At 68.9% G+C, this 12458-nt stretch carries 12 protein-coding genes; 2 read left to right on the top strand and 10 right to left on the bottom strand.

Annotated elements, in window-relative coordinates; genetic code table 11:
• Positions 1-67 precede the first annotated feature (67 nt).
• The 9 genes from AC0IZS_RS05975 to AC0IZS_RS05935 all read right to left on the bottom strand — a co-directional run bounded on the left by AC0IZS_RS05975 (position 68) and on the right by AC0IZS_RS05935 (position 9886).
• On the bottom strand, positions 68-463 hold the full coding sequence (locus tag AC0IZS_RS05975; RefSeq protein WP_471634801.1) for a tautomerase family protein: 396 nt from the start codon (positions 461-463) through the stop codon (positions 68-70).
• A 126-nt stretch (positions 464-589) separates the two neighbouring features.
• Positions 590-2059, bottom strand: a complete 1470-nt coding sequence (locus AC0IZS_RS05970; RefSeq protein WP_471634800.1) for an N-acyl-D-amino-acid deacylase family protein — start codon at positions 2057-2059, stop codon at positions 590-592.
• Positions 2059-3024: a MurR/RpiR family transcriptional regulator gene (locus AC0IZS_RS05965; RefSeq protein ID WP_471634799.1), complete on the bottom strand. Its 966-nt coding sequence runs from the start codon at positions 3022-3024 to the stop codon at positions 2059-2061. The genes AC0IZS_RS05970 and AC0IZS_RS05965 overlap by 1 nt, the downstream gene beginning before the upstream one ends.
• A gap of 15 nt (positions 3025-3039) precedes the next feature.
• Positions 3040-4326 carry an amino acid deaminase gene (locus tag AC0IZS_RS05960; RefSeq protein WP_471634798.1) on the bottom strand — a complete coding sequence of 429 codons (1287 nt, stop codon included), beginning with the start codon at positions 4324-4326 and terminating at the stop codon, positions 3040-3042.
• Positions 4327-4368: 42 nt separating this feature from the next.
• A complete protein-coding gene (locus AC0IZS_RS05955) occupies positions 4369-5361 on the bottom strand; it encodes an ABC transporter ATP-binding protein (RefSeq protein WP_471634797.1) in 993 nt (330 codons plus the stop codon).
• Positions 5358-6422, bottom strand: coding sequence for an ABC transporter ATP-binding protein (locus tag AC0IZS_RS05950; protein ID WP_471634796.1), 1065 nt, complete (start codon positions 6420-6422; stop codon positions 5358-5360). The genes AC0IZS_RS05955 and AC0IZS_RS05950 overlap by 4 nt, the downstream gene beginning before the upstream one ends.
• A 61-nt stretch (positions 6423-6483) precedes the next feature.
• Positions 6484-7353 carry an ABC transporter permease gene (locus AC0IZS_RS05945; protein ID WP_471634795.1) on the bottom strand — a complete coding sequence of 290 codons (870 nt, stop codon included), beginning with the start codon at positions 7351-7353 and terminating at the stop codon, positions 6484-6486.
• Between the two features lies 1 nt (position 7354).
• Positions 7355-8302 carry an ABC transporter permease gene (locus AC0IZS_RS05940; protein ID WP_057203980.1) on the bottom strand — a complete coding sequence of 316 codons (948 nt, stop codon included), beginning with the start codon at positions 8300-8302 and terminating at the stop codon, positions 7355-7357.
• 24 nt (positions 8303-8326) lie between these two features.
• The gene (locus AC0IZS_RS05935) at positions 8327-9886 is read right to left on the bottom strand and encodes an ABC transporter substrate-binding protein (protein ID WP_471634794.1); all 1560 of its coding nucleotides are present in this window, start codon (positions 9884-9886) and stop codon (positions 8327-8329) included.
• A 150-nt stretch (positions 9887-10036) separates the two neighbouring features.
• Between AC0IZS_RS05935 and AC0IZS_RS05930 the strand changes: the two genes are divergently transcribed.
• The gene (locus AC0IZS_RS05930) at positions 10037-10429 is read left to right on the top strand and encodes a RidA family protein (protein WP_007849612.1); all 393 of its coding nucleotides are present in this window, start codon (positions 10037-10039) and stop codon (positions 10427-10429) included.
• Complete coding sequence (locus tag AC0IZS_RS05925; protein WP_471634793.1) at positions 10422-11375, top strand: sugar kinase; 954 nt, start codon at positions 10422-10424, stop codon at positions 11373-11375. Before AC0IZS_RS05930 ends, AC0IZS_RS05925 begins: the two co-directional genes overlap by 8 nt.
• A 34-nt stretch (positions 11376-11409) precedes the next feature.
• On the opposite strand, the gene nhaR is transcribed toward AC0IZS_RS05925, so the two are convergent.
• Positions 11410-12306, bottom strand: coding sequence for a transcriptional activator NhaR (gene nhaR / locus AC0IZS_RS05920; protein WP_471634792.1), 897 nt, complete (start codon positions 12304-12306; stop codon positions 11410-11412).
• Between the last annotated feature and the right edge of the window lie 152 nt (positions 12307-12458).

Below are 12458 nucleotides of genomic sequence, written 5' to 3'. Positions count from 1 at the left end.
GGATGGCACTGGATCCGGGCATGCAACGCCAGGGCACATGCGAAGCCTGCCATGCAGGCTTCCTCGCTCACTGGGGATGCTGGTGCCGGAACTCCTGGGTCTTTCCGCCGTAGCCATAGGCCGTGGCGCGCACGTCCTGCACGTAGATGTAGCTTTCCTCGTGCAGTTCGCCCAGCAGACCCTGGAATGCGGCGAACACCTCGGCGATGTAGCGTGCCTTCTCGGCCTTGGTGTTGGTCTCGTCGACGACCTTGATGTCCAGGTACACGCTGCTCTTGCCCTGGGCGGCCAGGCTGCTGCCGCCCACGATCCAGTCCTCGGGATGCACGTAGGAAACGGTCACTGCGGTGATCTTGGGGTTCTTGCCCAGGATGCGGGTGGTCAGGTCGAGCAGCGTGTCCGAGATGCGCTGTGACAGGGCGGCAGATCGCTCTGCAGAGACTTTGACGTTGATGATGGGCATGGAAAACTCCTGGTCAGTGGATGCGTTGGTAAGGCGCCTCCACTGTAGTTTTCAGCCCGATTTCCGGACACGGCGCCCGGCGGGAAGCGGCTTTGCAATGGTTGCAAAGCCCGCCTGGGGCAAGCCTCAGGCAGGCATGGCCTGCCGGCGGATGAAGCGCCCGGCCCGTGCCCCAGTGGCGCGGCCGGCAGCGGTGTAGCTCAGCACGCCATTCACCCACACCTGCTCGATGCCCTCGCTGAACTGCACGGGCTTCTCGTAGCTCGCGGTGTCGCGCACGCGCAGCGGGTCGAACACCACGACGTCCGCCATCAAGCCGGCCGCAAGCCGCCCGCGCTCGCCGATGCGAAAGCGCTGCGCCGACAGACCGGTCATCTTGTGGATGGCCTCTTCCAGCCGCAGCAAGCCCTTTTCGCGCCAATAGCAGGCCAGCACACGCGGAAAGGCGCCCCACAGGCGCGGGTGTGGGCGCTCGTCGTGCGGCAATCCGTCCGAGCCGATCATGGACAGCGGGTGTGCAATCACCCGCTCCACATCGTCTTCGCGCATCTGGAAGTAGCACGCGCCGCCGGGCTGCAGCCGGTCGCATGCTGCCTGCTCGCTCACATCCCACTCCCTGGCAATGTCCTCGAGGTAGCGGCCCACCATCTCGGGGTGCGGCTGGCTGCCGGTGATCAGGATATCGATCACGCCATCCACCAGATCGGTGCGCAGCACCGTCGAGCCGGCGGTGTAGGGGTACACGTCCAGGCTGATGGGCTGGCCCTGGGCCAGTGACTCGATCAGCGGCAGCGTCTCGCGCGTGCGGCCCCAGTTCGAGGCGCCGGCGCACTTGTGGTGCGACAGCACCAGCGGAAGGCCCGCCTGGCGCGCGGTGAGCGCGGCCTCCTGCAGCGCCGGCAGGATGCCGGCGAGCTCGTCGCGGATGTGGGTGGCGTAGACGCCGCCGTTGCGCGCGGCCACGCTGGCCAGCTCGGTCAGCTCGGTGAGGTCGGCCGCATAGGCCTCCTTGTAGAACACGCCGGACGACAGGCCCAGCGCGCCCGCATCCATGGCTTCCTGCATGTCGGCCGCCATGGCCGCGCGCTCGCCGGCCGTGGCCGGGCGGCCCAACTCGGGCAGGTGGCGCATGCGCAGGGCGGTGTGGCCGAGCAGCGCGGCCACGTTCACCCCGGGTTGCGCCGCATCCACGGCGCGCGCATAGGCGGCCATGCTGGCATGGCGGAACTGGCGCTGGCCCAGCAGCGACAGCGGCGCCGCTGGTGCATCTGTCACCATGGGCGCCAGCGAGATGCCGCAGTTGCCCACGATCACCGTGGTCACGCCCTGCGACAGCTTGGGCAGCATGTCGGGCGCATCGATGGCGGCCGCATCGTCGTGCGTGTGTACGTCGATGAAGCCGGGCGCGATCACGCGGTCCGTGCAGTCAATGGTCTGCACCGCCATGCCGGCGAACAAGGCCGGGTCGATGGCGCCGGGCGGCGCCAGCGCCACGATGCGCTCGCCCACCAGCAGCAGGTCGCCCAGCCAGCCGGGGCGGTCGGTGCCGTCGACGAGTGTTCCGTTCTTCAGCAGGGTCGCTTGCGTTGCTGCCATCAATGTTCTTTCTGGCCCGGCTTGTGCATGCCCGGGCCGTGGTCCATGGCGCCCGAATATTCGGCGCTGTCGAATCCGTGTTTGTGCAAAAGCTGCTTGAACTGCTGCAGGCCGCGCGTGGCCACCGGCCCCAGTTGCTGCGCCAGGCGCACCATCAGGATCTCGATCACCACCAGGTGGGCCAGGTAGGCCTCAGTGCCCACGCGCATCACCGCGTCCTGCGGCACCGACACGGCCAGCACCAGGTCGGCCGTCTCCGCCAGCGGCGTGCCGGGCTGGGTCAGCGCGATCACGGTGGCGCCCTGCGAGCGCGCAAAGCGCGCCGCCTCCACCGTGTAGGGCATGCGCCCGACGTGCGACACCACGAAGGCCACGCCTTCGGGCCCCAGCGTGCTGGCCGAGACCAGTTGCTGGTGCGCGTCGAAGATCGCATTCGCCGTGAGGCCCAGGCGGAACAGCCGGCTCTGCAGCTCGCTGGCCGTGAAGGTCGATGCCGCGCCCACCGAATAGCAGTCGATGCGCCGCGCCTTGGCCAGTTTGGCGGCCACCTGGTCGATCACGTCCACGTCGATGCGCCGGCCCAACTCGGTGAGTGAGGAGACGGCCGCGTGGATGATCTTGCTGGACACGTCCTGCGCCGAGTCTTCGGCCAGCACGCTGCGGTGCAGGTACGAGCCCGAAACCGCCAGGTCCTGCGCCAGCGCCAACATGAACTCGCGCACCGAGTCGTAGCCAAAGCTGCGGCAGGTGCGCACGATGGTCGGCATGGACACGCCCGCCTGCTGCGCCAGTTGCTCCACCGTGGCGGCCACGGCGGCACGCGGGTCGTCGAGCACGGCACGCACCACGCTGCGCTGCGCTTCGGGCAGGCTATCCTGGCGCTCGCGCAGCTGCTGCAGCAGTCCCGGCGTGGGGCTGGGCGGTTGGGAGGAGGACGATGGCGAAGGAGGCAGGCTGCTGTTCATGCGCTTCTCCGGGTGTCAGAACCGCGTGCTGATGGCACCCGTGATGGCGCCATCGTCTTCCACCAGTGGCATCCAGCGCCATTTGTCGAAGGTGGTGCAGGGGTGCGAAATCCCCAGCGCCACGCGGTCTCCTACCCGCGGGGTGCTGCCGTCGCCGGCCGCCGCATCGAAGCGCAGGTAGGCATGCTGGTCGTTGAGCGCGCTCACGCTCCAGCCGGCAGGCACGGCCGCCGCCGTGCGCTCACCGCGCCGCGCCAGCTGCACGGGGATGGGCATCTCCAGGTCATAGGAAATGTCGCGGCGCCCGCAGGTCAGCAGGGCCAGGCCCGGCTCGGGCACCGACTGCACCATGGCCCAGACCGTGAGCGCAGGGCGCAGCGAGGCGTCGAGCCCCTCGCGCTGCTCCACGTTCTTGAGAAAGCGCGCGTAGTTGCCATGGTCGTGCGTCACATAGCAGCCCGAGCGCAGCACGCCTTCCACGGGGCGCGACAGGCCCTGCGCCTGCAGCAGCGGCACCACCAGGTCGAACACGGCCGAGCCGCCGGCCGTGAGCAGGATGCGGTCCTGTGCGAACAGGTGCTCCGTGTCGCAGGCGCGCGCCACGTCCATCACGCGGCGCACCAGGGCGGTCACTTCGCGAGAATCGTGTGCGTTGTCGCAGCGCGCCACGCCGCCTTCATAGCACTCGATGCCGTCGAACTGCACGGCCTTCGAGGCCGCCAGCGTACGCGCCAGGGCCAGGGCCTCGTCCAGCGTGCGGCAGCCGGTGCGCTGGCCGGGGATGCCCATCTCCAGCAGCACGTTGAAGACACGGGCGCTGCCCCGGCGCTGCTTCCAGTCCTCCACCAGCGTGAGCTGCGCGAGCGAATCGACGAGGAACCAGACCGTGAGATTCGCATGGCGCGCCAACAGCGCATCGAGCGCATCCAGGTCGGCATCGCAGACCACCTGGTTGGCGATGATGACGCGGCGCGCGCCGGCCTCCACCCCCACCGCAACCTGGAAAGCCGTGGCGAAGGTCAGGCCCCAGGCACCGCTGGCCAACTGCTGCGCGAAGAGCTGGGGCGACATGGTGGTCTTGCCGTGCGGTGCCAGGGCGATGCCCTTGCGCTGTGCGAAGTCCTGCATCCAGGCCAGGTTGTGCGCCAGCGCCGTGCGGCTGAGCACCGCCAGGGGGAATGCCAGGTCGTCGGCCAGCACGTTCCAGCCGCGTGCGCCGATCTCGCTGGCGCGGCAGGGCGCTGCCGCGATGGGAAAGCTCTTGCTGGTGGCGTCCAGCGTGAAGTCAGTGGTGGTGGTCATGTGGTTTCGTCATGTTGGTGGGGCGCAGCGGGGCTGCGCCGGTCAGATGTCGTCGCGCCAGCAGGCCTTCCAGTGGTCCGCCCCCACGGGGCGCAGGGCCATGTCGGCGCTGGCGCATTCGGCCACCGCATGCGGGCAGCGTGTGCGGAACACGCAGCCCGAGGGCGGATGGGCGGGGCTGGGCAGGTCGCCCTGCAGCAGGGGGATGGTACGCCGCTGCGCCGGGTCGGGGATGGGGGCCGCTGCGAGCAGGGCGCGCGTGTAAGGGTGGGCCGGCTGCGCATACAGCGCGCTGGTGGGAGCGATCTCCATCACGCGGCCCAGGTAGAGCACCACCACGCGGTCGCACAGGTACTCCACCACGTCCAGGTCGTGCGAGATGAACAGCAAGGTCAGGCCCAACTGCTCCTTGAGGTCGCCCAGCAGGTTCACCACCTGGGCCTGGATCGACACGTCCAGCGCCGACAGCGGCTCGTCCGCCACGATGAAGTTCGGCTGCACGGCCAGCGCGCGCGCAATGCCGATGCGCTGGCGCTGCCCGCCCGAGAACTCGTGCGGAAACCGGTCGGCATGCTCGGGCCTGAGGCCCACCTGCGTGAGCAGCTCGTGGATGCGCGGCAGGCGCGCCGCACCGCGCGCCTGCCGGTGCGTGTCCAGCGCCTCGCCCAGCACCTCGCGGATGCGCATGCGCGGGTTCAGGCTCGCATAGGGGTCCTGGAAGATGATCTGGATCTTCGAGCGCAATGGGCGGAACTGGCCCTGGCTCATCCCGGCCAGGTCCTGCCCGCCGGCCTCGCCGCCGTGGTACAGCATCTGCCCCGCCGTCGGGTCCACCAGCCGGGTGAGCAGGCGGCCGATGGTGCTCTTGCCCGAACCCGATTCGCCCACCAGGCCCAACGTTTCGCCGCGCCGGATGGCAAAGCTCACGTCGTCCACCGCCCGGACCGGGTGCGGGCCGCTGCCGAAGTACTTGCGCAGGCCACGCACTTCGATGAGGTTGTCCCCGGGGTTGGGGGCCGTGGCCACGGCGTTCATGCGCGCACCTCCTGCTGCGCCTGTTCGCCCACGCGGATGCAGCGCACCCGCCGGCCGGCCTCGGTGGCACTGCCTTCGGACAGCGCCGGCATGCGTGCATCGCAGGCCGCGATGCGGCGCTCGCAGCGCGGCGCAAAGGCACAGCCCGGCGGCGGCGCCAGCGGGCTCGACACCTGGCCCGGTATGGCCACCAGGCGCGGGCGCTGCCCGGCCACCGCCACGGCATGGCGCCGGGCCACGCCGGGCAGGCAGGCCAGCAGTCCGCGCGTGTAGGGGTGCTCGGGCTGGGCGAACAGATCATGCACCGGGGCCGACTCGACGATGCGCCCCGCATACATCACGGCCACTGCGTCGGCGTACTGCGCCACCACGCCCAGGTTGTGGGTCACGAAGAGCATGCTCATGCCCGTCTCCTTCTGCAGCCGACCCATGAGCGCCAGGATCTGCGCCTGGATGGTCACGTCCAGCGCGGTGGTGGGCTCGTCGGCGATCAACAGCGTCGGGCTGCAGGCCATGGCCAGCGCAATCATCACGCGCTGGCGCATGCCGCCCGACAGCTGGTGCGGGTACTCGCGCACGCGCTGTTTTGCGGCCGGTATCTCCACCAGCTCCAGCATGCGCTGGGCATGGGCCATGGCGGCACTGCGGTCCAGCTTCAGGTGCAGGCGCACGGATTCCGCGATTTGCTCGCCCACGGTGAGCACCGGGTTCAGGCTGGTCATGGGCTCCTGGAAGACCATCGCGATCTCATTGCCGCGCAGCGCGCGGCGCTCGGCTTCGGGCAGGGCCAGCAGGTCCACGCGCCGGCCATCGCGCCGGGTGAACCAGGCCTGGCCGGCCACCTGCGCCTGCGAGGTCTTGGCGTGCAGGCCCATCAGCGTGAGGCTGGTGACGGACTTGCCCGAGCCCGATTCGCCGACCAGCGCCAGCGTCTGGCCCGGGTGGATGGCAAAGGACACGTCGGCCACGCTCTGGATGCGGCCGGCGTCGGTGGCGAACGAGGTGGACAAGCCCTGCACTTCGAGCCGCGGGGCGGCCATGGCAGCCGTGGGGGTGGTCATGGAGATACCTTCGTAGCGCGCCCGCGTGCGGGCACTTGCGTGGGTGGAGCGAGAGCGGGGCTCACGAGGCTTTCTTGAGCTTGGGGTCGAGCAGGTCGCGCACGCCGTCGCCCAGCATCTGCAGCGACAGGGCGGTGAGCACGATGGCCAGGCCCGGGTAGAGAATGGTCCAGAACGCGCGGTCGGCCGATTCCAGGCTGCCCGCGATCATGGTGCCCCAGGTGGGGATGTCCGGCGGCACGCCCACGCCCAGGAAGGACAGGCCCGCCTCGGCCAGGATGGCGTAGGCGAAGATGAAGGTCACCTGCACCAGGATGGGCGAGACCAGGTTGGGCAGGATGTGCCGCAGCAAGATGAACGGCGTGCGCACGCCCAGGGCGCGCGCGGCATCGACGAACAGCAGCTCGCGCAGCACCAGCGTGCTGGCCCGCACCACCCGCGCCACGCGCGGCGTGTAGACGATCACCAGCGCCAGCATCACGTTCCACAGCGAGGCGCCCAGGATGGACACCAGGGCAATGCCCAGCAGGATGTCGGGGAAGGACATCATCGCGTCCACCACGCGCATCAGCGGCGCGTCCAGCCGGCGAAAGAAGCCCGCGAACATGCCCAGCAGCGTGCCGAACAGCACGGCACCCGCGGCGGTGAGCCCGCCGATCAGCAGCGAATAGCGCGCGCCGTGCACGATGCGCAGCATCACATCGCGCCCCAGCTCGTCGGTGCCGGCCCAGTGCGCGGCCGAGGGCGCGTTCAGGCGCTCGCTGATCGAGATGGCGTTGGGGTCGGCATCCGACACCCAGGGGAACACGGTGGCCACGGCCACCACCAGCGCCAGCAGGATGGCCGAGGCCAGCACCACCTTGCGCGAGAACAGGCGGCGTGCCAGCGGCAGCCAGTAGTCCGTGAGATTGCGAATCAGGCGTTGCACCATGTCATTGGCCCTCCAGCCGGATGCGCGGATCGACCAGCGTGTACAGGAAGTCGATGGCCAGGTTGATGAACACGTAGATCGCCGCGATCACCAGCAGCGTGCCCTGGATCACCGGGTAGTCGCGGCGCAGCACGGCGCGCACCACGAGGTTGCCCACCCCGGGCAGGTTGAACACGGTTTCGGTCACCACGGTGCCGCCGATCATCAGCGCCAGCGTCAGGCCCAGCACCGTGACGATCGGCACCAGCGCATTGCGCAGCACGTGCTTGACCATCACCGTGCCCTCGGCCAGGCCCTTGGCGCGCGCCGTGCGCACATAGTCCTCACCCAGGATGTCGAGCATCGAGGCGCGCGTGAAGCGGATGATCAGGGCCGAGTTCAGAAGGCCCAGCACCAGCGCCGGCAACAGCAGGTGGGTCAATCGTTCCGCAAGCGGCGACTCCGGATTCCCATAGCCCGAGGCCGGAAACCAGCCGAGTTTGACCGCGAACAGCTGGATCAGGATCAGCCCGAGCCAGAAGCTGGGCACGCTGGCACCCAGCATGGCCACGCCGCTCAGCGCCTGGTCACCGGGGCTGCCGCGCCAGATGGCGGCCGCCATGCCGCAGGGGATGCCGATCAGCGCCGCGATGCCGACCGCGAACAGCGCCAGGAACAGTGTGGGCTCGGCGCGCTCCAGCAGTGCCTGCGCCACCGGGCGCTGCAGGAAGATTGACTGCCCCAGGTTGCCCTGCAGCAACTCGCCGATCCACAGCACGAACTGCGTGGGCAGGGGCTTGTCCAGCCCGTATTGCACGCGCGCCGCGGCGATGTCCTCGGCCGTGGCCTGCTCGCCCAGCAGCAGCGCCACCGGGTCGCCCGAGGCCAGGCGCGTGAGCGCGAACACCAGCACCGCGACGAGGGCCAGCACCACCAGGGCGCCGCCCAGGCGGGTCATCAGAAAACGCATGGCAACGAACCTTGTGCGGTGGGCTTACTTGGCCAGGCCGGTATTCCAGAAGAACGGCCAGATCGCCGGCGTGTAGCCTTCCAGCTTGGCCGAGCGCGCCGAGAGGCCGTTGAACTTGCCGACCTCGATGAAGGGCACTTCGTCGTACACCACCTGCTGCACGGCACCCCACAGCGGGCCGCGCTTGGCGATGTTGGTCTCCTGGTTGAAGGCCGTGAGCGTGGCCTTCTTGGCCGGTGAGTCCCACCAGCCCGGTGCGCCTTCACCCAGCTGCGGCGGCGAGAGCATGGGCTCGGGGAACAGGCCCGAGTGCGTGAAGTACACGTCCCACAGCTTGGCGTCGTTGCGCCGCTGCACCAGCGTGGCCCAGTCCACCACCTGCAGCTCGGTCTTGAAGCCGGCCTTCTTGAGCTGCTCGGCCATCACCAACGCCATGTTGTAGTGGAACTCGTACTGGCGGCTGGCCATGATGCGCACCGGCTGGCCGTTGTAGCCGGCCTTGGCCGCCTGGTCCTTGGCGGCCTGCGGGTTGCGCTCGTTGTACAGCTTGCCGCCCGCATCCGAGTAGTAGGGCGTGCCCTTGGGGAAGAAGTTGGGCTCCACCACGAAGAAGCGGTTGTCGCCGAAGCCCGCAGCCAGCAATTCGCCCGAACCCACTGCGGTCTGCACCGCGCGGCGCAGCGGTTGCGCGGCGAGCACGCCTTCCTTGGTGTTGAAGACGATGTAGGGGAAACCGAAGTTCTTGGTCACGATGGGCACCACGGCCGGCGCGCCCTTGTCGATGCGGCTGGCCGCTTCCACGGGCAGCAGGTCGGCGTACTGGAACTGGCCCGACAGCGCGCCTTCCACGCGCGTGTTGGCATTGGGCACGGGCACGAAGCGCAGTTCGTCGAGCAGGGCCTCGCGGCGGCCGGCGTAGCCGCTCGGCGCCTCCTTGCGGGCGCTATAGCTGTCGTGGCGCACCAGCACCGTGAACTGGTCGGGGCGGCGTTCCTTGAATTTGTAGGGCCCGGTGCCGATGAAGTCCTTGAGCTGTGGCGCGATGCTTTCCTTGGCCATGATGGCGGCCATGCCACTGGGCAGCGCCAGCTGGGCCAACAGCGGTGCGTAGGGCGCCTTGAGCTTGAGCTCCACCGACAGCGGGCCCTTGGCGGTGAGCGAGGCCACCTCCTTGCCCACGGCCTTGCCGCGCGGCGACAGCTCCATCCAGCGCTGCAGCGAGGCCACCACGTCATCGGCGTTCAAGTCGCGCCCGTTGTGCAGCTTGACCTCCTTGCGCAGGGCGATGGTGTAGGTCAGCCCGTCCTTGGACACGGTGGGCAGGCCTTCGGCCAGCATGGGCGCCACGGCCCAGTTCGCGTCGAACGTGTACAGCGGTTCGTACACGTGCTGCATGATGGTGCCGACCAGGTCGGCCGTGCTCACCATGGGGTCCAGCCCCTGGGGCTCGCCGACCATGGCCAGGTTGGCGGCGCCCCCCTTGGCAGGGGCGGCCCGGGCGGGCAGGCCCGAACCCAGGGCCACGAGCACGGCAGCCGTGGCTGCCAGGCCCAGAACACTGCGCCGGGCGGCCTGAACAGGCATTCCAGGCGTCAACCAATCACGGATGGATGAGGATTGCATCGTGGCTCCATAAGTAATAACATTACATTTTTAATCGTAGATGACTCGTTTATGAAAGTCAAACGGGTTTTTTCCGATGATTTATGTAAATTCATTACACAAGGAGCTTGCATGAGCCACGTAGAACTGCTGGGCCAGTCCCCCATCGCCTCCGACCGCCAGGCGCGGCCCCTGTCGCCCGCCACGCGCGCCGGCGACTTCGTCTTCGTCTCGGGCCAGGTGCCCACGGACGACCAGGGCCAGGTGATCGTCGGCGGCATCGAGGCGCAGACGCGCCAGGTGTTCCAGCGCGTCAAGGACGCCCTGGCGCTGGCCGACTGCACCCTGGCCGACGTGGCCAAGGTCAGCGTCTGGCTGGCCGATGCGCGCGATTTCGGCAGCTTCAATCGTGTCTACATGGAGTGCTTCGGCGAGCATCGGCCGGCCCGCTCCACGGTGGAGTCGCGCCTCATGATCGACGCCAAGGTCGAGATCGACGTCACCGCCTACAAGCCCCGTGCCTGAGCGCGCCACCACCTCCGTGGGCAGGACCTTTGACGTGGCCGCGCTGGGCGAGGCCATGGTCGAGTTCAACCAGGTCCACCCCGGCCAGCCGCAGTACCTGCGCGGCTTCGGCGGCGACACCAGCAACGCCGCCATCGCGGCGGCGCGGGCCGGCGCGCGCGTGGCCTACCTTACGCGCATCGGGCAGGACAGCTTCGGCCAGGCGCTCACCGCGCTGTGGCGTACCGAGGGGGTGGACACCCGTGCGGTGCAGGGCGATGGCGAACACCCCACCGGCATCTACTTCGTCTCGCACGGGGATGCCGGGCACGAGTTCAGCTACCTGCGCGCGGGCTCGGCCGCGAGCCGCATGTCGCCGCAATGGTTGGCCGGCGAGCCCACGGCCGTGCTGCAGGCCGCTCGCATCCTGCACCTGTCGGGCATTTCGCTAGCCATCTCGCCCCAGGCCTGCGACACGGCCTTCGAGGCCATGCGCCTGGCGCGCGAGGCCGGCACGCTGGTGTCCTTCGACTCCAACCTGCGCCTCAAGCTCTGGCCGCTGGCGCGTGCCCAGGCTTGCATCGCGCAAGCCGTGGCGCTGTGCGACATCTTTTTGCCCAGCCTGGAGGACATGCAGGCCCTGACGGGCCTGAGCGACCCCGACACCATCATCGACTGGGGCCATGCGCGCGGTGCAGCCACCGTGGTGCTCAAGCTCGGCGCCGACGGCGCCCTGGCCAGCGATGGCCGGCACCGGGAGCGCATCGCCGGCCTGCGCGTCACGCCGGTTGACGCCACCGGTGCGGGCGACTGCTTCTGCGGCAACCTGCTGGCCCGCCTGGCCCAGGGCGACGACGTGTTCGCTGCAGCGCGCTACGCCAATGCCGCGGCCGCGCTGGCCGTGCAGGGCTATGGCGCCGTGGCGCCGCTGCCCTACGCGCGCCAGGTGCAGGTGACGATTGCCTGAATCGGTGGGGCAGGGCCGTCGGCACCTGCCCCGGTCATGCCGCGAACAGGTCGGACCGGGCGGCCTTGGTGATGGCGGCCACACAGGGGTGGCTGATGCGCCGCTCCACCGAGATCGCGAAAAATTCCTCCACCAGTTCCGTGGAGCGGCCGATCACCTCCACCCCGAACTGGGCCTGGGTCTCCTCTTCCAGCACCGTGGGCGAGGTGAACACCCCGCGCCCCTCGCGCCCAAAGGCGTTCATCAGCGCGCTGTCGTCGAACTCCCCCACCAGGCGTGGCTGCAGCTGGTGCTTGTTGAACCAGTGGTCGAGCTGCTGGCGCACCGAGGACATGGGCCCCTGGATCAGCATCGGCGCGCCATGCAGGCACTTGGGGAAAGGCCCTTGCAGCTGGCTGCGCAGGGTCGGCGCGCAGAAGAAGCTCATGGAGCTGGTGCCCAGGCCGTGGTTGAAGGCCTTGACGCCGATCTTCCTGGAGACTGGCTCGTCCGCCAGCACCAGGTCCAGCCGGTTCAGGCTCAGCTGCGCCACCAGCTCCGGGAACTTGCCCTCGTGGCAGGTCATGTGGACCTGTTCGGCCAGGCCCATTGCCGGCTCCAGCAGGTGGTAGGCCACCGACTTGGCCACCGAATCCGCCACACCCACGCGGAACTCCAGCGGGCGTGACTGCCCGCGCGCCAGGCGGATGGATTTTTCGAGCTCATCGCCCAGCGCAAAGATCTGCTCCGCATAACCGAGTGCCACCCGGCCTTCGCTGGTCAGCTCCAGCCCCCGGCCGCGCTTCTTGAACAGGTCGTGGCCCAGCCACTCCTCCAGTTGCTTGATCTGGCCCGACAGCGTCTGCGGCGTGGTGTTGAGCTGCTCGCCGGCGCGCATGATGCCGCCCGCCTTGGCCGTGGTCCAGAAGTAGCGCAGGTGCTTGAAGTTCATGCCGTCTCCTTGATACTTCGCAAAAATCGAAGTAAAAATCTCAATAAATCGAATATACGCGAAGTGTCAAGATCCCTACAGTACGTTCATGGACAGATCGCGGCACGCCCCTTCGGGCACCGAACCCTGGCCATACAACGTTCACAAGGAGT

This window comes from Acidovorax sp. AC410 (genome assembly GCF_979253235.1).
This window is presented reverse-complemented; position numbering and strand designations above follow the sequence as displayed.